Origin of the sequence: Micromonospora sp. CNB394 (assembly GCF_000374985.1) — a bacterium.
GTDB lineage: Bacteria > Actinomycetota > Actinomycetes > Mycobacteriales > Micromonosporaceae > Micromonospora > Micromonospora marina.
On sequence record NZ_KB895827.1, the window covers coordinates 205,165 to 227,048 of the forward strand.

Sequence of the window (21,884 nt, forward strand, 5' to 3'; positions counted from 1 at the left end):
ATGGCTAAGAGTGGTCTGGCCGCCCGGCTCTACCGGGGCGAGGCGGATCTCAACATCGTCGGCCGCCGCAACCTGTGGTTCGGCGTGGCGGGCGTGCTCGTGGTGGTCGCCGTGCTGAGCTTCGCGATCAGCGGCTTCAAGCTGGGCATCGAGTTCGCCGGCGGCAACTCGTTCCAGGTGCCGGCCAGCGTCGGCACGCTGGATCGGGCCGAACAGGTCGTCGACGAGGTGCTGGCCGACGAGGCGGCCGGCGTCGAGGTGGTCAGCGCGCAGAAGGTCGGCGGCACCAGCGGCGAGTTCTACGAGATGCGTACCGGGCAGCTCTCCGCCGAGCAGGCCAACGCGGCCAAGACGGCGATGGCGCAGGAGTTCGGCATCCCGGCTGACCAGATCAGCGGCAGTCAGGTCTCCGAGGCGTGGGGCAGTCAGGTCACCTCGCGGGCGCTGCTCGGCCTGCTGATCTTCATCGCGGTGGTGTCGATCTACCTGGTGCTGCGCTTCGAGTGGCGGATGGCGGTCGCCGCGATCGTCTCGCTGCTGACCAACCTCGTCCTGACCGCCGGTATCTACTCGCTCATCGGCTTCGAGGTCACCCCGTCGACGATCATCGGCTTCCTCACCATCCTGGGCTTCGCGCTCTACGACGTGGTGGTGGTCTTCGACAAGGTGCAGGAGAACACGCGCGGCATCACCGCGAACAACAACATGACCTACGGCGAGGCGTCCAACCTGGCGCTCAACCAGAGCCTCATGCGTTCGCTGAACACCTCGGTGGTGGCGCTGCTGCCGGTCGGCGGTCTGCTCTTCATCGGTGCCGGCCTGCTCGGCGCGGGCACGCTGAAGGACCTGGGCCTGGTGCTGTTCGTCGGTATGGCGGTGGCGTTCCTGACCTCGATCATGCTGGCCACGCCGCTGCTGGTGCTGCTGAAGAACATGGACCCGCGGATCAGCGCGCACACCAAGCGGGTGCTGTCCCGCCGGGTCGCGATCGCCCGGGGCGAGATCACCCCGAAGGGCCCGCGTGCCGCCGCTCCGGCCGCCGACGCGCCGATCGACCCGGAGTCGGCAGCGCTCGCCGGCGCCGCCCCCAAGGTCGGCGCCCGGCCGGCCGGCAAGCGCCCCAGCGGCGCCCGCGGCGGCCGTCCCGCCGGGGGCGGCGGCAACCGGCCCGGCGGCAAGCGCCGCTGACCGCAGGGCCGGACGGAATCGATTCGACGGCGTCCGTCATGCTGATGTCACGGCATGACGGACGCCGTCGTCGTTTCGAGAGGACATGGGACGAACCGTGACGGAGACCCACACCACCGCGGTACGGGGAGACAGCGGCCCGGAGGTCGCCCAGCTCGTCGCCAGCCGGTTGCTGGACGTGCCGGACTTCCCCAAGCCGGGTGTCGTGTTCAAGGACCTGATGCCGCTGTTCGCCGACGGTGTGGCGTTCCGGGCGGTGATCGACGGCATCATCGCGTACCACGGGCGGGACTCGTTCGACACGGTCGCCGGCATCGAGGCGCGCGGGTTCGTGCTGGCGGCGGCGGTCGCGTACGCGACCGGCGTCGGTGTGGTGCCGGTGCGCAAGGCGGGCAAGCTGCCCGGGGCCACCCACTCGGCCTCCTACGCCCTGGAGTACGGCGAGGCGACGCTGGAGGTGCACCAGGACGCCTTCACCGCCGGCCACCGGGTGCTGGTGCTCGACGACGTGCTCGCCACCGGCGGGACCGCCGAGGCCACGCTCGACCTGGTGGAACGGGCCGGTGGGACGGTGGCCGGGTTCACCGTGCTGCTGGAGCTGGGCTTCCTGGCCGGCCGTCAGCGGCTGGCCCAGCGCCCGGTGCATGCCCTGTTGACCGTTTGACCAGGCCGGCCCGTCGGGCCGGTCGGCGCGGACCGTCCGGGGGAGCGGTGGCGTACCCTGCGTACGGGTAGCATTGCCCTTTGCCCGACCCGGCCGAGCTGTCCGGGGCGGCGAAGGCGCCGGGGCCCGGCCCCGGCGACCGCGTGGAACAACACTGGCCCCCGGGCCGGTTGAACCAGACGTCGGCCGGACGGCCGGCGCATCCCGGCGAGCGGTGAGGAGGCCGGTGTCCCACGATGTCGTCCCTCCGGTGGAGGGCACGGTGCACCCGACAGGCGATGCGGACGGCTCGGTGACCGAGCGCAGCGGCAACCCGCCGGTCCGGGCGACCGGTGCCACCGGCGGCGTGTCCGACGCGACGGCCGACGGCGGGGCGGTCGTGGTGCCGTTCCCGACCGAGGGCAACGAAGCCACGCCCGGTAGCGGTTTCGCCCTCTCCAACGCGCCCACCGGCCGGCGGGTACGCGCCCGGCTGGCCCGGTTCAACGCGCCCTGGCAGACCTCGCAGGTCAGCGAGGTGCTGGAGCCGCTGATCGCGACGCACCGGGAGAACCACCCGAAGGCCGACGCGCGGCTGCTCCAGCGCGCCTTCGACACGGCCGCGCGGTGGCACTCCGGGCAGTACCGCAAGTCCGGCGACCCCTACATCACGCACCCCCTCGCCGTGGCGACCATCCTGGCGAACCTGGGCATGGACACCACCACGCTGGTCGCGGCGCTGCTGCACGACACCATCGAGGACACGGAGTACACGCTCGACCAGATGCGTGGTGACTTCGGCGGTGAGGTGGCGCTGCTGGTCGACGGTGTCACCAAGCTCGACAAGGTCAAGCTCGGCGACGCGGCCAAGGCCGAGACCATCCGCAAGATGGTCGTGGCGATGGCGAAGGACCCACGCGTCCTGGTGATCAAGCTGGCCGACCGGCTGCACAACATGCGGACCCTCACCTTCCTGCCCCGCCCCAAGCAGGAGCAGAAGGCCAAGGAGACGTTGGAGATCCTGGCTCCGCTGGCGCACCGCCTCGGTATGAACACGATCAAGTGGGAGTTGGAGGATCTCGCCTTCGGCACGCTGTTCCCGAAGCGGTTCGAGGAGATCAACCGGCTGATCGGGGAGCACCAGCCGCAGCGGGAGGCGCTGCTGCGCCAGGTGACCCGGAAGGTGTCCACCGACCTGAAGGCCGCCAAGATCAAGGCGGAGACCACCGGGCGGCCGAAGCACCTCTACTCGATCTACCAGAAGATGATCGTGCGGGGGCGCGACTTCAACGACATCTACGACCTGGTGGGTGTGCGGATCCTGGTCGACACGGTGCGCGACTGCTACGCGGCGCTGGGGGTCATCCACGCCAACTGGCAGCCGGTGCCGGGCCGGTTCAAGGACTACATCGCCATGCCCAAGTTCAACATGTACCAGTCGTTGCACACGACTGTCATCGGGCCCACCGGCAAGCCGGTGGAGATGCAGATCCGCACGTACGCGATGCACCGCACCGCCGAGTTCGGCATCGCCGCGCACTGGAAGTACAAGGAGCACAAGGGCACTCCGGTGGTGGGCCCGCCGGCGCACATCGACGAGATGACGTGGCTGCGGCAGCTGCTGGACTGGCAGCGTGAGGCGGCCGACCCGAGCGAGTTCCTGGACGCGCTGCGGTTCGACCTGTCCAGCCAGGAGGTGTACGTCTTCACGCCCAAGGGCGACGTCATCCCGCTGCCGACCGGGTCGACGCCCGTGGACTTCGCGTACGCGGTGCACACCGAGGTCGGGCACAAGTGCATCGGGGCGCGGGTCAACGGCAAGCTGGTGCCGCTGGAGTCGACGCTCTCAAACGGCGACGTGATCGAGATCTTCACGTCGAAGTCCGACACGGCCGGGCCGACGCAGGACTGGCTGGGTTTCGTCAAGAGCCCGCGGGCGCGTACGAAGATCCGCCAGTACTTCAACAAGGAGCGGCGCGAGGAGGCGATCGAGGCCGGCAAGGACGCGATCGTCAAGGCGATGCGCAAGCAGGGCATGCCGTTGCAGCGGATGCTCACCTCGGACGCGCTGATGGCGATCGCCCGGGACCTGCACCTGGCCGACGTGGCCTCGCTGTACGCGGCGGTCGGCGACAGCCAGGTGTCCGCGCAGTCTGTGGTGCAGAAGCTGATGGCGTCCTACGGCGGCGAGGAGGGGGCGGCGGAGGACATCGCCGAGACCGCCGTCGCCACCCGGCCGCCGCGCAGCCGGCAGAGCAGCGCCGACCCGGGCGTGGTGGTCCGCGGCGTCAGCGACGTCTGGATCAAGCTGGCCCGCTGCTGCACGCCGGTACCGCCGGACTCGGTGTTCGGGTTCGTCACCCGCTCCGGCGGGGTGAGCGTGCACCGGGACGACTGCGCCAACGCCGAGGACCTGCGCGCCCAGCCGGAGCGGGTGGTCGAGGTGAGCTGGAAGCTCACCTCCGCCTCCACGTTCCTGGTCGCCATCCAGGTCGAGGCGCTGGACCGGCACAAGTTGCTCGCCGACGTGACCAGGGTGTTGTCCGAGGAGCGGGTGAACATCCTCTCCGCGACAGTCACCACCACCCGGGACCGGGTGGCGGTCAGCCGGTTCAGCTTCGAGATGGCCGACCCGAAGCACCTCGGGCACCTGCTGGCCGCGGTCCGGAAGGTCGACGGCGTGTTCGACGCGTACCGGGTCACCTCGGGGGCCTGAGGCGCCACGCACGCGAGAGCGCCCGCCGGCTGCGATCAGCCGGCGGGCGCTTCGTCGTCGTACGGGTGGATCAGCCGCCCTCGACCGGGCTCATCGTCACCTTGGTCATGGTGATCTCCTTCTTCGGGTGACCACCGCCGGCCTGCTGGGCGAACGCACCGTCGTCACCCGCCTTGGCCACGTCCTTGACGATGTCCATGCCACCGGTGATCGTGCCCAGCACCGTGTAGTTCGGGTCGAGCGGCGAGTCGCCGTACACGATGAAGAACTGGCTGCCGGTGCTGCCCGGCTGGCTGGAGTTGGCCATCGCGATGACACCCTCCGGGTACGGCGGGCGCTTGTCCGTCGGCAGGTTCTCCTCGGCCAGGTTGTACGACGGCCCGCCGGTGCCGTCGGTGTCCCGCCAGCCCGTGCCGGTGGCGCTCGGGTCGCCGCACTGGAGCACCTTTATGCCCTCGGTGACCAGCCGGTGGCACTTGGTGTTGTCGAAGAAGCCCTTACTCGCCAGGTGCGTGAAGCTGCCGGCGGTGCAGGGCACCTTGGCGCGATCGATCTTGGCGGTGATCGGACCCAGGTTGGTGTCGATGGTCATCGTCTGGGTGCCCTTGCCGGCCTGCTGGGCCGGCGGCAGGCCGACGTCCTTGATCTGCGGCGGCCGGCCCTCCTTGGGCACCTCCGTGTACGCGCACTGGACGGCCCCGGCGGCGGCGGTCGTGCCGTCCTGCTCGTCGTCGTCGCCGAGCGCGGCGACGAGCCAGACCGTGCCGGCCACGACGAGCACCAGCACCGCCGCGGCCCCGACGATCGCCTGGGTCTGCCGGCGCTTGCGGGCCCGGCCGGCCCGTTCCGCCATCTCCCGCTCGAGCTTGGCCCGCGCCGCCGCGCGCTGGCGGTCTCTGGTGGACGTCACGGTCACTCCTCACCTGCTGCGTATGGGGTCGGCGCGCGTCGCCGCCGGGTCAGCCGACGGCCCGCCGCCTGCTCGCCTGTGTTCTCAGCCCGCGCTGGCGCTGGGCGACGGCGCGGGACTGTCGGCCGGAGCCGCGCCGGGCTCGCCGACGGTGACGCTCTGGACCAGCACCTGCGTCTTCGGCTTGACCTTGGCGCCGTTGCCATTGTCCACCGTCGGCAGGGCGCCGATCTTCTCCACCACGTCGAGCCCGCCGGTGACCTTGCCGACCACCGAGTAGGCCGGCTTGGCCGGGCTGGCGTCCTTGAAGAAGATCAGGAACTGGCTGGCGTTGCTGCCGGGCGGGTTGCCGATCATGGCGACCGTGCCCTTCGGATACGTCGCCGGCTGCCCGGGCGCCGGCGAGGCCGACGGGCTCGGCTCCGGCGCGGCCGGGACGTTCTCGTCGTAGAACGAGTAGGTCGGGCCGCCGAGGCCGGTGCCGGTCGGGTCACCGCAGCGCAGCGCGCCCTCGGCGGTGATCTCGTGGCAGGTGGTGTTGTCGAAGAACGACCGGCCGGCCAGGTAGCTCAGGCTCGCCGCGCCGCACGGCGCGTCGGTCTGGTCCAGCTCGACCGTGATCGGACCGCCCTGGTTGGTGGTGATCGTCATCGGGCGGGTGCCCGAGGTCGGCAGGCCCGTGGTGGGCGGCTCGCCGACGTCCTTCAGGTTGGTGTTGACGGCGCCGTCCTCAGCGGCCCAGAGGCAGACGTCCTCGGCGGCAGTCTTCTCCGGCTCGGAGTCGAACGCGCCGAGTGCCCAGGCGGAGCCGGCCACGATCAGCACGAGCACCACCGCGGCGCCCACGCCGGCCCGGATCTGCCGGCGGCGCTTCGCGGCCGCCGCCCGCCGGGCAAGCTGCCGGTCGAGCTTGGCGCGCGCCAGTTTGCGCTGCCGGTCCCTGCTGGAAGCCACGCGCGCTCCCCTTCCTCTGCCTGATCGCCGCCGGCGCCGGGCGCCGTCCGCCGTTCCGATCGGGGTGCGCCACGCCACACGCCCGCCAGAGTGTACGGGTACCGACTGTGAATGTGGTGTACGAGGTCCCGCCGTCTCGGTGCGGCCGGGCGGACGGGGGCGGTGGCGGACGGAACTCGCTGGCCGTTACGACTAGGCTGCAGGCAGACGACGACCGGACGGAAAGGGGAGCGACGTGCTCGTGGCCGGCTTTCCCGCGGACGCCTTCGGCACCAACTGCTACGTGGTGGCGACCGGGCCGGGGGAGCAGTGCGTGGTGGTCGACCCCGGCATCGGGGTGCTCGACCGGCTCGACGCCGTGCTCGCCGAGCACCGCCTGCACCCGGCCGCCGTGCTGCTCACCCACGGCCACCTGGACCACACGTTCTCCGTCGCCCCGGTCTGCGGCGCGCGGGGCATCCCCGCCTACGTCCACCCGGACGACCGGGAACTGCTGGCCGACCCGAGCAAGGCGCTGTCGATGGACCTGACCGAGCTGTTCGGCGGCCGGCTGCCGTACGCCGAGCCGGACGACGTGGCCGAGCTGACCGACGGCGCGGCGCTGTCGCTCGCCGGGTTGGAGATCACCGTCGACCACGCCCCCGGCCATACCGGTGGGTCGGTGCTGTTCCGGCTGCCCGGCGCCGGCTCGCCCTGGGAGGCGGAGCAGATCTGCCTCTCCGGTGACGTGCTGTTCGCCGGCTCGATCGGCCGCACCGACCTGCCGGGCGGCAGCATGCCCCGGATGCTGTCCAGCCTGCGGGACAAGGTGCTCCCGCTGGCCGACGACACGGTCGTCCTGCCCGGCCACGGCCCCGCGACAACGATCGGCCGCGAGCGCGCGACCAACCCGTACCTCGTCGAGGTGGCGGGCACCGGCGGCGCGCGCCCGGCCGCGCCCACCCGAGGCCTCTAGACCTCACCCGCGCCCGCGCGGGTTCTCAAGGAGTACGCCATGAGCAAGCCCACGCCCATCTCCGGTTTCCCCGAGTGGACGCCGGCACAGCGGATGATCGAGCAGTTCGTGCTCGACCGGATCCGCGCGACGTTCGAGTTGTACGGTTTCGCGCCGCTGGAGACCCGCTCGGTCGAGCCGCTGGACCAGTTGCTGCGCAAGGGGGAGACCTCCAAGGAGGTCTACCTACTGCGCCGGTTGCAGGCCGACGCCGACGGCCCGTCCGGCGACGACGCGCTCGGGCTGCACTTCGACCTGACCGTGCCGTTCGCCCGGTACGTGCTGGAGAACGCCGGCAAGCTGCAGTTCCCGTTCCGCCGCTACCAGATCCAGAAGGTGTGGCGCGGTGAGCGCCCGCAGGAGGGCCGCTACCGGGAGTTCCTCCAGGCCGACATCGACATCGTCGACCGGGACACCCTGCCGGCCCACTTCGAAGCCGAGATGCCGCTGGTCATCGGTGACGCGCTGCGGTCGCTGCCGATCCCGCCGGTGCGTATCCAGGTCAACAACCGCAAGATCTGCGAGGGCTTCTACCGGGGCATCGGGCTCACCGACGCCGAGGCGGCGCTGCGCGCCGTCGACAAGCTCGACAAGATCGGCCCGGCCGGGGTGACGGAACTGCTGGCGAGCACCGCCGGGGCGAGCGAGGCGCAGGCCAAGGCCGTGCTGTCGCTGGCCGAGATCTCCGCGCCTGATGCCTCCTTCGCCGACGCGGTGCGCGGCCTCGGGGTGAGCGACCCGCTGCTGGACGAGGGCGTCGCGGAGCTGACCGCCGTGGTGGAGACCGCCGCCGCGCACGCGCCCGGCCTCTGCGTGGCCGACCTGCGCATCGCGCGGGGCCTGGACTACTACACGGGTACGGTCTACGAGACGCAGATGATCGGCTACGAGCGGTTCGGCTCGATCTGCTCCGGCGGCCGGTACGACAACCTGGCCAGCTCCGGCAACGTCCGGTTCCCGGGGGTGGGCATCTCGATCGGGGTGACCCGGCTGCTCGGCCTGTTGTTCGGCGCCGAGGCGCTGTCGGTGTCCCGCTCGGTGCCGACCTGCGTGCTGGTGGCGGTCTCCGCCGAGGAGGACCGGGCGGCGAGCGACGCGGTCGCGGCGGCGTTGCGGTCGCGGGGTGTGCCCACCGAGGTGTCGCCGTCGGCGGCCAAGTTCGGCAAGCAGATCCGGTACGCCGAGCGGCGCGGCATCCCGTACGTCTGGTTCCCCGGCGCGGACGGCGACGAGGTCAAGGACATCCGTTCCGGCGAGCAGGTGCCCGCCGCGGCGGGGGAGTGGACACCGCCCCGGGCGGACCTGAAACCGCTGGTCGGCCCGGCCGGCACTGGCGTCTGATGACGTTTCGACCTACGGTGGCGTAAGTTACGCCACCGTAGGGAGAACGTCGTGACCGTGCTCAGCCAGACCGCTCTGCTCACCGAACTCGAGCCGGTGGTCGAGAAGAACCTCGACCGCCACCTGTCGCTGGCCAAGGAGTGGTTCCCGCACGAGTACGTGCCGTGGAGCGAGGGCCGCACCTTCGACGGCCCGCTGGGCGGCGAACCCTGGTCGCCGGAGGACTCGACGCTGCCCGAGGTGGCCCGTACCGCGCTGATCGTCAACCTGCTCACCGAGGACAACCTGCCCTCGTACCACCACGAGATCGCCACCCTGTTCGGGCGCGACGGCGCGTGGGGCACGTGGGTGCACCGGTGGACCGCGGAGGAGGGGCGGCACGGCACCGCGATCCGCGACTACCTCACGGTGACCCGGGCGGTGGACCCGGTGGCGCTGGAGCGGGCCCGCATGGTGCACATGTCGGCGGGCTACCAGAACACGCACGACCAGGAGATGCTGCACTCGCTGGCGTACGTGTCGTTCCAGGAGTTGGCGACGCGCATCTCGCACCGCAACACCGGCCGCGCGACCGGCGACCCGGCGTGCGAGGCGCTGCTGGCCCGGGTCGCCGCGGACGAGAACCTGCACATGGTCTTCTACCGCAACCTGCTCGGCGCGGCGTTCGAGCTGGCTCCGTCGCAGGCGATGCGGGCGGTGGCCGACGTGCTGGCCGACTTCCAGATGCCGGGTGTGGGCATCGAGGGCTTCGCCCGCAAGTCGGTGGCGATCGCGCTGGCCGGCATCTACGACCTGCGCCAGCACCGCGACGAGGTGGTGATGCCGGTGCTGCGCCAGTGGAACCTGTTCGACGTGACCGGCCTGAATGCCGACGGCGAGACCGCCCGCGACCAGATCGCCGCCCACCTGGACACCCTGGAGACCCAGGCCTCCCGCTTCGAGGAGCGCCGGGCCGCCCGCGCGGCCCGCGTATCAACCCGCACCGCCTGACTCCCGCCCTCTCCCGCGCGAACTTGCACTTACGGCCCCCGCAAATGCCGCAGACACGGCGCAGCGGGGGCCGCAACTGCAAGATCGCCGGGGACCGGTGAGGAGGGCCGGGGAGGGGGAGGATGAGGCAGGTCGAGGTGGCGTGGGCCACCAGGCGGCCGGCCGCGCCACGAGTACCGGCTCACCGAGATGGGTCTGGGCCTCTGGCCGGTGCTCGTCGCGGTGCTCGGGTGGGGTGACCGCTACCCTCGCCGCTGAGCGTGGCGCACCGCGACTGCGGCGCCGAGGTCCGGGTCGCGTTGCGCTGTGCCGAGGGGCACGAGATCACCGGGGCGCGCGACGTGCTGCCCCGCCCGGGCCCGGGTGCCCGCCGCCGCCCGCCGCCGCTCTGACAGATGGTGTCGGTGTTGTTGCTCAGGTGTTACATCGGGCGCTGGCGCGAACCCGGGCAAAATCTTGTCTTGCTTACGATCTTAAATGTGTGAATACTTTGGTCACTCGGGCGGTTTCCCCAGGTCGCCCGGGTTGTCCTCGGGCGCGCCCCCATGACAGCGCCCGTTCACCCCCTTTCGGAGGTTGTTACATGCGACCCACGAGGTCCACGCTCCGCCGCGCCGCTGCCGTCGCTCTGGCCGGCACCCTGGCCACCGGCTCTCTGCTCGGTGCCCCCGCCCAGGCGGCCCCCGCCGCCGCCACGCCCGACGCCGCCGCCACGCTCGTGGCCAAGCTCGGCGACCGCGCCGCCGGAGCGTACGCCGACGCCAGCGGCAAGATGGTCGTCACGGTGACCGACGCCGCCGCTGCCCGGCAGGTGCACGCCGCCGGCGCCACCCCGAAGCTGGTCACCCGGGGCGCCAAGCAGCTCCGGGCCGCCACCAGCGAGCTGGAGCGCTCCGCCAAGATCCCGGGCACCGCCTGGTGGACCGACCCGGCGACCAACCAGGTGGTCGTCTCCGTCGACAGCACCGTCACCGGCGCCAAGCTGGAGCGGGTCAAGGCCGCCGCCGCCCGCACCGGTGGCGCGGTCCGGATCGAGGCCGAGGCCGGCGTGCTGAGCACCCGGATCTCCGGCGGCCAGGCCATCTACGCCGGCGGCGGAGGCCGTTGCTCGCTCGGGTTCAACGTCCGCAGCGGCTCGACCTACTACTTCCTCACCGCGGGTCACTGCACCAACATCTCGTCGAGCTGGTACAGCAACTCCTCGCAGACCAGCCTGCTCGGCACCCGCGCCGGGACCAGCTTCCCGGGTAACGACTACGGCATCGTCCGCTACAGCAGCGGCTCGCAGCCGGGGAACGTCTACCTCTACAACGGCAGCTACCGCGACATCACCGGCGCCGGCAACGCCTACGTGGGCCAGAGCGTGCAGCGCTCCGGCAGCACCACCGGCCTGCGCAGCGGCAGCGTCAACGCGCTCAACGCGACCGTGAACTACGCCGAGGGCAGCGTCTCCGGCCTCATCCGCACCAACGTCTGCGCCGAGCCCGGCGACAGCGGCGGCTCGCTCTTCTCCGGCAGCACCGCGCTCGGCCTCACCTCCGGCGGCAGCGGCAACTGCTCCTTCGGTGGCACCACCTACTTCCAGCCGGTCACCGAGGCGCTCAGCCGCTACGGCGTCAGCGTCTACTGAACCACCGCACGCGAACGGGCCGCCGGGTGACCGGCGGCCCGTTCCGCGTACCCGGTCAGGCGCCCGCCTCCCGGCGGCCCGGACCGACCGCGAGCGCGGCCACAGTGGCCACCACTGACCGCCGCCGCCGGGCTCTGCCGCGCCCCGGGACGGGCCGGGCTCGACGGGTGCCGGGGAGCGGGCCCGCCCGCCCTGACAGAATGCGGGGGAGCAGTGAGTGGACCAGATTGAGGAGACGCCAGCCGTGATCCGTACCCACAATGCCGGAAGCCTGCGCGCGGCGGACGCCGGCTCGACGGTGACGCTCGCCGGGTGGGTGGCCCGCCGGCGCGACCACGGCGGTGTCATCTTCGTCGACCTGCGCGACGCCTCCGGCGTGGTGCAGGTGGTCTTCCGCGAGGAGGACGCGCACGCGCTGCGCAACGAGTTCTGCGTCAAGGTCGTCGGCGAGGTGACCCGCCGCCCGGAGGGCAACGAGAACCCGGATCTGCCCACCGGCGAGGTCGAGGTGACCGCGACCGCGCTGGAGGTGCTCTCCGAGGCCGCGCCGCTGCCGCTGCCGGTGGACGACCAGATCGAGGCCGGCGACGACATCCGGCTCAAGTACCGCTACCTGGACCTGCGCCGGGGCGGCCCGGCCAAGGCCATGCGGCTGCGTTCGCGGGCCAACCAGATCGCCCGCGGCGTGCTGCACGAGCGGGACTTCCTGGAGATCGAGACGCCGACGCTGACCCGCTCCACCCCGGAGGGCGCCCGGGACTTCCTGGTGCCGGTACGCCTGCAGCCGGGGAGCTGGTACGCGCTGCCGCAGTCGCCGCAGCTGTTCAAGCAGCTGCTGATGGTCGGCGGCATGGAGCGGTACTACCAGATCGCCCGCTGCTACCGCGACGAGGACTTCCGCGCCGACCGGCAGCCGGAGTTCACCCAGCTCGACATCGAGATGTCGTTCGTCACCGAGGACGACGTGATCGACCTCGGCGAGGCGATCGTCTCGGCGCTGTGGAAGGACCTCGCCGGCTACGAGATCGCCCGGCCGATCCCGCGCATCACCTGGCACGACGCCATGTCCCGCTACGGCTCGGACAAGCCGGACCTGCGCTACGGCGTCGAGCTGACCGAGCTGACCGGCTACCTGCGCGGCACCGGGTTCCGGGTGTTCGCCGGCGCGATCGACGCGGGCGGCTACGTCGGCGCGGTGGTCATGCCCGGCGGCGCGTCCCAGACCCGCAAGGAGCTGGACGGCTGGCAGGACTGGGCCAAGGCGCGCGGCGCGCGCGGCCTGGCGTACGTGGTGCTGGACGCCGAGACCGGCGAGCCGCGCGGCCCGGTGGCGAAGAACCTGTCCGAGGAGCACCTGGCCGGCCTGGCCGACGCGGTCGGCGCGAAGCCCGGTGACGCGGTCTTCTTCGCCGCGAGCACGGACACCCGCGAGGCGCAGGAGCTGCTCGGCGCGGCCCGGATCGAGATCGCCAAGCGGGCGAACCTGGTCGACGAGAGCGCCTGGGCGTTCTGCTGGGTGGTCGACGCGCCGATGTTCGAGAAGACGGACGACGGCGGCTGGACCGCCGTGCACCACCCGTTCACCTCGCCGAACGCCGAGTGGGTGGAGAAGTTCGAGGAGGCGCCGGACCGGGCGCTGGCCTACGCGTACGACATCGTCTGCAACGGCAACGAGATCGGCGGCGGCTCGATCCGTATCCACCGGGGCGACGTGCAGCAGCGGGTGTTCGACCTGCTCGGCATCACCGCCGACGAGGCGCAGGACAAGTTCGGCTTCCTGCTGGAGGCGTTCAGGTACGGCGCCCCGCCGCACGGCGGCATCGCCTTCGGCTGGGACCGGGTCTGCATGCTGCTGGCCGGCGCCGACTCGATCCGCGAGGTGATCGCGTTCCCGAAGACCCGCGGCGGCTTCGACCCGCTGACCGGCGCGCCCACCCCGATCACCGGGCAGCAGCGCGCCGAGGCGGGCATCGACGCCAAGCCGAAGGCCCCGGCCGGTGCGCACGCCGGCACCGCCGGCCCGGCCGCCCCGGTGGCCGACCCGACCTGATCCTCGCTTCCGGAGAGGCCCGCGTCATGATGACGCGGGCCTTTTCGATCTTCAGGGGGACGCATGCATCTGCTCGTGGTGGGAGCCAGCGGCTTCCTCGGCGCCGAGGTGTGCCGGCAGGCGGTCGCCGCCGGGCACCGGGTGGCCGGCACGTACCACTCCACCGCCGTCGCGGTGCCCGGCGTCGCGCCGCACCGGCTCGACGTGACCGACCGCGCCGCCGTGCGCGAGCTGCTGATCCGGGTACGCCCCGACGCCGTCGTCGCCACCCCCTACCGGTACGACGACTGGACGGTCACCGCGGACGGGGCGGCCCACATCGCCGTCGCCGCCGCCGAGGTGGGCGCCCGGCTGGTGCACCTGTCCAGCGACGCGCTGCACGCCGGGCGGCCCACGCCGTACGCGGACGAGGACGTGCCCACGCCGCTGCACCCGTACGGGGCGGCGAAGGCGGCGGCGGAGACGGCGGTGCGGGCGGTGGACCCGGGCGCGGCGCTGGTGCGGACCTCGCTGATCGTGGGGGAGGGCAGCAAGCAGATCCAGCTCTGCCGGGACGCGCTCGCCGGCCGGGCCACGCTGTTCACCGACGAGCTGCGCTGTCCGGTGCACGTCGCCGACCTCGCCGCCGCGGTGCTGGAGCTGGTGCCGGGCGACCACGCCGGGCTGCTCAACGTGGCCGGGCCGGACGCGGTGAGCCGCGCCGGGCTGGGCCTGCTGGTGGCCCGGCACGACGGGGTGGACGCGAGCGGGCTGCGGACGACCACGATCGCCGCCGCCGGGCTGCGCCGCCCGGGTGCTGTGGTGCTGGACTCCACCCGTGCCGCGGGGCTGCTGCGGACCCGGTTGCGTGGCGTGGCGGAACTGTACGGCTAGTCGCACAGATTCTTTGCAAGCATCTTGTGCATGGAAAGTGTGCACAGATATTGTGCATCTCATGGAGGAGAAGAAGCGCCCCGCGGACCGCGCCGTCCGCATCGACCACCGGCAGGTGCGGGCCCTGGCCCAGCCGCTGCGCATGCGGCTGATCGGGGCGCTGCGCCTGGGCGGTCCGGCCACCGCCACCACGCTGGCCGAACAACTCGGCACCAACACCGGCGCGACCAGCTACCACCTGCGGCAGCTCGCCGAGGTGGGTCTCGTGGTCGAGGATCCGACCCTCGGCACCGGCCGACAGCGCTACTGGCGGGCCGCGCACGATGTCACCAACTGGGAATCAAGCGACTTCGACGACGACCCGGACGCGCGCGCCGCCATCGAGTGGATCGAGGCGGACTACGTCCGCTTCTTCGCCCAGCACGCCGAGCGGTGGTTCGCCCAGCGGCACCGGTGGTCGCCGGCCTGGCGTGACGGATTCGGCATGGGCGACTTCTTCATGCGCATCCCGGTCTCCCGCCTCGAAGCGATCAAGGAGGAGGTCTTCGCGGTCTTCGAGCGGCACCGCGACGAGACCGCTCCCGACGACCCCGACGCCGAGACGGTGCAGTTCTACCTCGCCGCCCTGCCGATGGACGCCGCATACCCGCGGTCCGCCCCGCCGTCCGCCGAGGGGAAGCCGTGAGCGCGCTGTCCGTACGCCAGATCCGGTTCCGCTACCTCACGCTGTACGGACTGCGCTGGCTGCCCACCGGCCTGCTCATGCCGGTGATGATCCTGCTGATGCAGGAGCGCGGGCTCACGCTGTCCCAGATCGGCCTGGCCGCCACCGCGCAGGGACTCGTCGTGCTGGCGCTGGAACTGCCCACCGGCGGTTTCGCCGACGCGCTCGGCCGCAAACCGGTGCTGGCCGCCGCCTGGGTGGTCGGCCTGGGCTCACTGGTGCTGATGGCGGTGGCCGACTCGTTCTGGATGTTCTTCCTGGTCTGGGCGTTGCAGGGCGTCTACCGGGCGCTCGACAGCGGCCCGCTCGAATCCTGGTACGTCGACGCCACGCTGGCCGCCGACCCGACGGCCGAGTACGAGCGCGGCCTCGGCTGGGCCGGCACCGTCATCGGTGTCGCCATCGGCGCGGGCGCGCTGCTCAGCGGCGGCCTGGTCGCGCTCGGCCCGGTCGGCCCGGTCGGCGCCCTCGCACTGCCGGTGATCGTCGCCGCCGTACTCCAGGCCGTCTCCATCGTGGCCCTGCTGTCGCTGATGGCCGAGCGGCGACCCGCGTCCGGCCCGGGCGCGCTACGCGCCTCGGTGGTCGGCGCGCCCCGGATGGTCGGGCAGGCCGTCGGGCTGCTGCGCCGCAACCGGGTGCTGCTGGCCCTGGTCGCCGTCGAACTGTTCTGGGGATTCGGCATGATCACCTTCGAGTCGCTGCTGCCGGTACGCCTCGCCGACGTCATCGGTGACCCGGGCCGCGCGGCGGCGCTGCTCGGCCCCGCCAGCACCGCGGCCTGGCTCGCCAACGCCGCCGGCGCCGCGCTCACCCCGTTCCTGCTGCGCCGCCTCGGCGCCGCCCCGGCCGCCGCGCTGATGCGGATCCTCCAGGGCGTGACAGTGGTCGGCATGGGCCTGCTGGCCGGACCGGCCGGCATCCTCATCGCCTACCTGGCCTGCTACGCCGTGCACGGCGCGTCGAACCCACTGCACATGGGCCTGCTGCACCGGCAGGTCGACGGCCCGTACCGGACGAGCGTGCTGTCGCTCAACTCGATGGCCGCCCAGCCGGCCGGCGCGCTCGGCGCGGTGACGCTGACCGCGCTGGCCGACGCCACGAGCGTCAGCGTCGCCATGATCGTCGGCGCGGTGACGCTCGCCGTGGCCGCGCCGCTCTACCTGCCGGCCTGGCGGGCCGCCCGCCGGACCCCGCCGGACGTGCAGGTGGGACCGGAGGGGACGGGTGGCGGACCCGGTCACTCCGGCCTGGCGTACGAGCCCGCCGGTCCGTCCCTCGACGCCGCGATCGATCGGGACGGGGCCGTCGGCCGGGGTGGGCCCGTTGGCCGGGGCGAGGCCGAGCCGGTGGTCGTGCCGACGGCCCGCGACTGACCCGTGCCCGTGCCCGCTCGCACCCGCTAGCGCCGGCCGCCGGGTGTGACCGGGCGTTCGTCGCCCGGGAGCAGGTCCGGCGCGACCCCGTCGACCGCTCAGCCACCGCGTGGGCCGCACGCCACCCGGGCGCGGCCCACGCCCGGCCCGCCACCCGGCTCGGTGGAACGCCACAGGTGTCTCCGCCCCCGTTTGACACCCATGACGTTCCACTCACGCGATCCAGTGCTGCTGGCAGCCTCAGCGAGGCCTCGGTGGGCCGTTGCGTACCGGGATCACGGGTGCGGGTGCGGACGCCGCGTCAGGCGAGCTTGACGGAGGTGCGGTGCTCGGTGGCGGTGAAGCCGAGCCGGCGGTACAGCCGGATCGCGCCCACGTTGTCCGGGTAGACGCCCAGCGCCACGGCGTCGTACCTGCCGAACAGGGCACACGTCATCCCGGCGGTCAGCGCCGCGCCCAGCCCCAGGCCGCGCTGCCCGGGCGCGACCGTCAGCCCGGCCAGGAAACCGATGCCGCCGCGGCTGCGATCGGCGCCGCAGGCGACCAGGCGGTCACCGTCGCGGATGCCGTACCAGTCGACGACGCCCGGGTCGCCCGGCCGGGAGGTGGTGCCCGGGAACGCCTCCTCGATCAGCGCGGCCAGCGCGGGGTGGTCGGCCTCGGTGAGCCGCACCACCCGCTCCTGCTCCGGCTGGTGCGGGGGCGGGCCGGTGGTCCAGAGGAAGTCCCAGTCCGACAGCCGGGCCACCGGCAGACGCGCGGCCACCTCGTCGGGATCGGCCCGGGACAGGTTGACCGACTGGCCGGCCCGCAGCGTCCCGTCCGCCCGCTGGGCGGCGAAGACGTCGAGCGCCGGGCCGGGCGGGCCGACCGCGCCGCCGGCCGACCACTCGCCCGGCGGGAGCAACCATCCCACCGCGCCGCCGTGCCGCCATCCGTGCACGGCCTCGCCGGGCCGGAGCGCGTGCCGGGCGAACGGGTGGTCACCGGCCGCGGTGAGCAGCGTCTCCCGCCCGCTCAGCGCCTCGTCGACCGTGATCATGTCGCCAGCCTATGGGCACCGCCGGGCCGTACCGGTGGCCGGGCCACCGCCTGTTCCACGGTGGAGATTGACGAACAGACCGATTGGGTACATCCGTCGCCGACCTGCTGGGAACCCCCACCGGAGGAACGACATGCTCGCCATTCTCGCGGCCATCGTGTTCGGTTTCGCGCTTCTGCTCGACTTCATGAACACCGACCTCGGCGCCCCCGATCTGTTCAGCACCTCGACCCTCATGCTCATCGGCTTCCTGCTGCTCTCGCTCTACCTGGCCGGGGTCGGCTCCGGCCCGCGCGGCGGCGGTGGCGGCCGGTGGTACCGGGGCCGGCGGCCGGGTCGCGGCTGACCGGAAAAGACCACCCGGGTCGGGGCGGCGGCGCGATTCCGGCGTCGTCGGCCCGGCCCGGTACTGTTCTCGTGATGGAATCGGACGCCCTCTTCACCCTCGGCGAGCCGGCCGGCGCACCCGCGGGCGCGGGCGGCGCCGACGGCTTCACCGACGCCCGGGCGGACTCGCCCCTGCCGGTGCGGATGCGGCCGGCCGGCATCGACGAGCTGGTCGGGCAGGAGCACCTGCTCGCGCCGGGCGCGCCGCTGCGCCAGCTGGTCGAGGGTGCGGCGCCGATGTCGGTCATCCTGTGGGGGCCGCCGGGCAGCGGCAAGACCACCATCGCCCACCTCGTGGCCCGGGCCACCGACCGGCGGTTCGTGGCGATGTCCGCGCTGACCGCCGGCGTGAAGGACGTCCGCGCCGTGATCGACACCGCCCGGCGGCAACGCCGGTCCGGCGGCCCGCCGACGGTGTTGTTCATCGACGAGGTGCACCGGTTCAGCAAGACCCAGCAGGACTCGCTGCTCGCCGCCGTCGAGGACCGCACGGTCACGCTGCTCGCGGCGACCACGGAGAACCCGTACTTCTCGGTCATCTCGCCCCTGCTGTCGCGCTGCGTGCTGCTCACCCTCCAGGCGCTCGACGACGACGACGTACGCGGGCTGCTGCGCCGCGCGGTGGCCGACGAGCGCGGGCTCGGCGGCTCGCTCGTCCTGGCCGAGGAGGCGGAGGACCACCTGGTCCGGCTCGCCGGCGGTGACGTGCGCAAGGCGCTCACCGCGCTGGAGGCGGCGGCGGCCACCGCGACCGCGCTGGGCACCGGCCGGATCGACCTGGCCGTGGCCGAGCAGGCGGTCGACGTGGCGGCGGTGCGCTACGACCGGGACGGCGACGCGCACTACGACGTGACGAGCGCGTTCATCAAGAGCATGCGCGGCTCCGACGTGGACGCGGCACTGCACTGGCTGGCCCGGATGCTGGTGGCCGGCGAGGACGCTCGGTTCGTCGCCCGCCGGTTGGTGATCTTCGCGAGTGAGGACGTCGGCATGGCCGATCCCACCGCGCTGACGGTGGCCACCGCCGCCGCCCACGCGGTCGAGTACGTGGGCCTGCCGGAGGCACAGCTCAACCTGGCCCAGGCCGTCATCCACCTGGCGACCGCACCGAAGTCGAACTCGGCCACGACAGCGATCGGCGCCGCCGTCGCCGACGTACGTGCGGGGCGGGGCGGCGCGGTGCCGCGCGGGCTGCGCGACGCCCACTACTCCGGCGCGCGGGGCCTCGGCCACGGGGCCGGCTACCGCTACCCGCACGACGACCACCGGGGGGTGGTCACCCAGCAGTACGCTCCGGACGACCTCGTCGGAACCGACTACTACCAGCCCAGCGGACACGGCGCGGAGCGGGCGGTGGCCACCCGGCTGCCGCTGCTGCGCCGGATCGTGCGCGGGCTGCCGGCTCCGGCGACCCGTGCGGAGGCCGGCGCCCCGGCCGTCGCGACCGGGGCCCGGGTGGGGGGCGGCGAGCAGGCCGGCGGGGCGAGTGAGGGCGGCAGCGACGCCGCCGAGGGGGGTCAGTAGTGATGGCGCGTGGTCCGGAGCGGCCGGCGGACGGCCCCGACGAGCGGCGCGACCCGCGCGGCAAGGGCCGCCGGTGGGGACGCGGCCGGGCCGAGCCCGAGCTGGACCCGACCGTCGTCGGCGAGGAACTCGGCTGGATCGACGACCTGCGTACCGCCAAGCAGCAGGGCGGTGAACTCGGACCGGACGAGGGCGGCCCCGCGCCGCGGCCCGACGCCGAGCCCTCCTGGCCGGACGGCGAGCCGTCCCGGCCACCCCGCCCGGCCGCCGCACCCGGCCCCGGCCCCGGTATGCCGCCCGCCGGTCGGCAGGCTGCGCGGCCCCCGGCACCGGGCCCGCAGGCGCCGCCGCCCGGCCAGCCGGCTCCGCCACCCCCGTCCGCCGGCCGGCCCGGCACTCCGCCGACCGGCGGACCCCAGGCTCCCGGCCGGGCCGCTCCGCCCCCGGCTGCCCCGCCGCAGTCGCCCGGCCGGCCCGTTCCGCCGCCGGCCGCCGCGCCGCACACGCCCGGCCGGCCCCATCCGGGTGGGCCCGTTCCGGTCGGCCGAACCGACCCGACGCTGCCGCCCGTGACCGGCCGTCCCGGCCCGGCCGCGCCCCCCGCCGCCGACCGTCCCGGCGGACCGGTCACCGGACGACCCGGTACCGACCTGCCCCCGGCACCGGGCCCTCAGGCGCCCCCGCCCGGCCAGCCGGCTCCGCCACCCGGGCGGTCCGGCGTGGGCACCGCCCCGCCACCCGGGCGGTCCGGCGTGGGCACCGCCCCGCCACCCGGGCGGTCCGGCGTGGGCACCGCCCCGCTGCCCGGCCGGCCCGGCGTGGACACCGCCCGGCCGTCGGGCCGGCCCGGCACCGACACGCCCCCGGCTCCCGGGCGTCCGGCCGCGGACACGCCGCCAGGTGTCCGCCCGCCGGCCGTGGACGCGCCCTCCGGTGGTGGCCGTCCCGGCCCGGAGACACCGTCCGGCGGTGCCCGGCCCGGCCCGCGCCCGCCGGTCATGCGCCGCCCCGACGCGCCCGGTCCGGCCGCGCCGCCGGTGCGACCCGGCGGTCCCGAGACCGGTGCCCCGCGCCGGGCCGGCGACGGTCCCTGGCCGGGCGGCCCCGAAGCCGGCGCCCCGAGCACGTCCGGGGGTCGGATCACCGACAGCACCGCGCGCTCGCGCCGCCCCGTCGACGGTCCGTGGCCCGGTGTGCCCGAGGCGCCCCGTCCGGCCGACGCGCCGTACCGCCGCCGGGTGGACGGACCCACCGGCCAGCAGCCGCCCGTCGCCGGCACCCGCGTACCGCCCGGCGCGCCGACGTCCGGCCCGGGCCGGGCACCCGTCGACGGCGACACCCGCGTACCGCCGACGCCCCGGGGTCGACACGGCGCCGGGCCGGCGGCCCTGCACCAGGCCGACCCGACGGTCCCGCCGCCCTCCGGCGGCCGGCGGGCCGGGCCGGACGACACCGCCGGCATCCCGCCGGTCTCCGGTGGTGGCCGCCGGGTCCGCGCCGAGGACACCGACGCCGTCCAGCCCGTTCCCGGGGGAGCACGCCGGGCGCGGCCCGACGACGTGGCCCCCGGTGCGCAGCCCGTCTCGGGGGCGGGTCGCCGGTCCCGCGCCGACGACGTACCGCCCGGCACCCGGCCGGTCTCCGGCGCGGGTCGCCGGGCCAGGGCCGACGACGTGGCACCCGGCACGGAACCGGTCTCGGGGGCGGGCCGCCGGGCGCGGCCCGACGAGGTGGCCCCCGGAACCCGGCCGGTCTCCGGTGCGGGCCGTCGCGCCGCGCCGGAAGGCGCCGTACCCGGCGAGCCGGCCGGACGAGGCGTTCCGGACGCCGTCCCGGTCTCCGGTGGCGGGCGACGCGCCCGGCACGACGAGGCCTCCGGCGGTCACCACGTGCCCGCCCCCGGTGGCCGATCCGCAGCCGTACCCACGCCGGGCGCCGGCGGACCGGAACGCTCCCCGACCGTCCCGCGCAGCGGGACCGCACCGGACATGCCTCGCGCGCCCGTCTCCGGCAGTCCGGCGACCGGCCCGACCCCGCCCCCCGGCCGCCGCGGCGCGACCGCCGGCCGCGGTGCCACGCCCGACGTCCCGGGCGGCCGGCGGGCCGCGCCCGACGAGCCGGTCGGCCCCGGCACGGCCGCCGAGACGGCCGGTCGCCGGGCCGCCCGTGACGACACCGGGGAGCCGCGGCCGCAACGGCCCGACCGGCCCGCCGACTGGCTGCGGCAGGCGGGCCGCGCGCCGCACGCCGACTCCGCGATGCCGGTCACCCGCCGTCCGGGCGGCCCTCCGGCCGACCAGCCGTCCGGCCGTTCCGAAGCGCCCGCCGGCCGGGCCGGCGTCGCCGTCCCGCCGGCGCGTCCCGAGCCGGGGACACCGTCCCGGCGGCCCGGAGCGCCCGGTCCGGATGTGCCGGCGCGCGCCGAACCGGCGGCCCGCCCCGGCCGGCCCGGCCCGGAGGTGCCCCCGGCCAGGCCGCAGTCGTCCGACCCGTCGCCCGCAAGGTCCGGTCCGGCCCGTGGGGCGGCCCGCCCCGGTCCGGC

The 21,884-nt window shown here is 74.2% G+C and carries 18 protein-coding genes; 15 read left to right on the forward strand and 3 right to left on the reverse strand.

The window, feature by feature from the left end:
* From secF to C569_RS0106790, 3 genes are all read left to right on the forward strand, one after another.
* Positions 1-1,188 carry a protein translocase subunit SecF gene (gene secF / locus C569_RS0106780; RefSeq protein ID WP_018785039.1) on the forward strand — a complete coding sequence of 396 codons (1,188 nt, stop codon included), beginning with the start codon at positions 1-3 and terminating at the stop codon, positions 1,186-1,188.
* A gap of 97 nt (positions 1,189-1,285) precedes the next feature.
* A complete protein-coding gene (locus C569_RS0106785; protein WP_018785040.1) occupies positions 1,286-1,852 on the forward strand; it encodes an adenine phosphoribosyltransferase in 567 nt (188 codons plus the stop codon).
* A 226-nt stretch (positions 1,853-2,078) separates the two neighbouring features.
* The gene (locus tag C569_RS0106790) at positions 2,079-4,547 is read left to right on the forward strand and encodes a bifunctional (p)ppGpp synthetase/guanosine-3',5'-bis(diphosphate) 3'-pyrophosphohydrolase (RefSeq protein WP_026267793.1); all 2,469 of its coding nucleotides are present in this window, start codon (positions 2,079-2,081) and stop codon (positions 4,545-4,547) included.
* 70 nt (positions 4,548-4,617) lie between these two features.
* On the opposite strand, the gene C569_RS0106795 is transcribed toward C569_RS0106790, so the two are convergent.
* Together C569_RS0106795 and C569_RS0106800 are read right to left on the reverse strand one after the other, a co-directional pair.
* Complete coding sequence (locus C569_RS0106795; RefSeq protein WP_026267794.1) at positions 4,618-5,457, reverse strand: peptidylprolyl isomerase; 840 nt, start codon at positions 5,455-5,457, stop codon at positions 4,618-4,620.
* A gap of 84 nt (positions 5,458-5,541) precedes the next feature.
* Positions 5,542-6,411: a peptidylprolyl isomerase gene (locus tag C569_RS0106800; protein ID WP_018785043.1), complete on the reverse strand. Its 870-nt coding sequence runs from the start codon at positions 6,409-6,411 to the stop codon at positions 5,542-5,544.
* 235 nt (positions 6,412-6,646) lie between these two features.
* Here C569_RS0106800 and C569_RS0106805 point away from each other — a divergent pair, with 235 nt between their 5' ends.
* From C569_RS0106805 to C569_RS0106845, 10 genes are all read left to right on the forward strand, one after another.
* Positions 6,647-7,366: an MBL fold metallo-hydrolase gene (locus C569_RS0106805; RefSeq protein WP_018785044.1), complete on the forward strand. Its 720-nt coding sequence runs from the start codon at positions 6,647-6,649 to the stop codon at positions 7,364-7,366.
* Positions 7,367-7,405: 39 nt separating this feature from the next.
* A complete protein-coding gene (hisS, locus tag C569_RS0106810; protein ID WP_026267795.1) occupies positions 7,406-8,746 on the forward strand; it encodes a histidine--tRNA ligase in 1,341 nt (446 codons plus the stop codon).
* Positions 8,747-8,797: 51 nt separating this feature from the next.
* Entirely contained in the window at positions 8,798-9,736 is a 939-nt protein-coding gene (locus tag C569_RS0106815; RefSeq protein WP_018785046.1) for an acyl-ACP desaturase, read from the forward strand.
* A 189-nt stretch (positions 9,737-9,925) separates the two neighbouring features.
* Positions 9,926-9,994, forward strand: a complete 69-nt coding sequence (locus C569_RS34970; RefSeq protein ID WP_369753123.1) for a hypothetical protein — start codon at positions 9,926-9,928, stop codon at positions 9,992-9,994.
* Positions 9,995-9,996: 2 nt separating this feature from the next.
* Positions 9,997-10,128, forward strand: coding sequence for a hypothetical protein (locus C569_RS34975; protein WP_018785047.1), 132 nt, complete (start codon positions 9,997-9,999; stop codon positions 10,126-10,128).
* A 191-nt stretch (positions 10,129-10,319) separates the two neighbouring features.
* Positions 10,320-11,366, forward strand: a complete 1,047-nt coding sequence (locus tag C569_RS0106825) for a S1 family peptidase (RefSeq protein ID WP_018785048.1) — start codon at positions 10,320-10,322, stop codon at positions 11,364-11,366.
* A 244-nt stretch (positions 11,367-11,610) separates the two neighbouring features.
* Positions 11,611-13,416 (forward strand): aspartate--tRNA ligase, encoded by a 1,806-nt coding sequence (gene aspS / locus C569_RS0106830; protein ID WP_018785049.1) that lies wholly within the window; start codon positions 11,611-11,613, stop codon positions 13,414-13,416.
* 63 nt (positions 13,417-13,479) lie between these two features.
* Positions 13,480-14,289 (forward strand): sugar nucleotide-binding protein, encoded by an 810-nt coding sequence (locus tag C569_RS0106835; protein ID WP_018785050.1) that lies wholly within the window; start codon positions 13,480-13,482, stop codon positions 14,287-14,289.
* Between the two features lie 61 nt (positions 14,290-14,350).
* Positions 14,351-14,974, forward strand: coding sequence for a helix-turn-helix domain-containing protein (locus tag C569_RS0106840; protein ID WP_018785051.1), 624 nt, complete (start codon positions 14,351-14,353; stop codon positions 14,972-14,974).
* A complete protein-coding gene (locus tag C569_RS0106845; RefSeq protein WP_018785052.1) occupies positions 14,971-16,389 on the forward strand; it encodes an MFS transporter in 1,419 nt (472 codons plus the stop codon). The genes C569_RS0106840 and C569_RS0106845 overlap by 4 nt, the downstream gene beginning before the upstream one ends.
* Before the next feature lie 301 nt (positions 16,390-16,690).
* Here the strand turns inward: C569_RS0106845 and C569_RS0106850 are convergent, their stop codons facing one another.
* A complete protein-coding gene (locus tag C569_RS0106850) occupies positions 16,691-17,431 on the reverse strand; it encodes a GNAT family N-acetyltransferase (protein ID WP_018785053.1) in 741 nt (246 codons plus the stop codon).
* 133 nt (positions 17,432-17,564) lie between these two features.
* Here C569_RS0106850 and C569_RS0106855 point away from each other — a divergent pair, with 133 nt between their 5' ends.
* Complete coding sequence (locus tag C569_RS0106855) at positions 17,565-17,777, forward strand: hypothetical protein (protein ID WP_018785054.1); 213 nt, start codon at positions 17,565-17,567, stop codon at positions 17,775-17,777.
* A 74-nt stretch (positions 17,778-17,851) separates the two neighbouring features.
* Entirely contained in the window at positions 17,852-19,342 is a 1,491-nt protein-coding gene (locus tag C569_RS0106860; protein WP_018785055.1) for a replication-associated recombination protein A, read from the forward strand.
* Positions 19,343-21,884 lie beyond the last annotated feature (2,542 nt).

Coding starts and splice junctions, on each gene's coding strand:
- secF (WP_018785039.1), top strand. CDS start 1: ATGGCTAAGAGTGGTCTGGCCGCCCGGCTCTACCGGGGCGAGGCGGAT.
- hisS (WP_026267795.1), top strand. CDS start 7,406: ATGAGCAAGCCCACGCCCATCTCCGGTTTCCCCGAGTGGACGCCGGCA.
- C569_RS0106825 (WP_018785048.1), top strand. CDS start 10,320: ATGCGACCCACGAGGTCCACGCTCCGCCGCGCCGCTGCCGTCGCTCTG.
- C569_RS0106835 (WP_018785050.1), top strand. CDS start 13,480: ATGCATCTGCTCGTGGTGGGAGCCAGCGGCTTCCTCGGCGCCGAGGTG.
- C569_RS0106840 (WP_018785051.1), top strand. CDS start 14,351: ATGGAGGAGAAGAAGCGCCCCGCGGACCGCGCCGTCCGCATCGACCAC.
- C569_RS0106850 (WP_018785053.1), bottom strand. CDS start 17,431: ATGATCACGGTCGACGAGGCGCTGAGCGGGCGGGAGACGCTGCTCACC.
- C569_RS0106855 (WP_018785054.1), top strand. CDS start 17,565: ATGCTCGCCATTCTCGCGGCCATCGTGTTCGGTTTCGCGCTTCTGCTC.
- C569_RS0106860 (WP_018785055.1), top strand. CDS start 17,852: ATGGAATCGGACGCCCTCTTCACCCTCGGCGAGCCGGCCGGCGCACCC.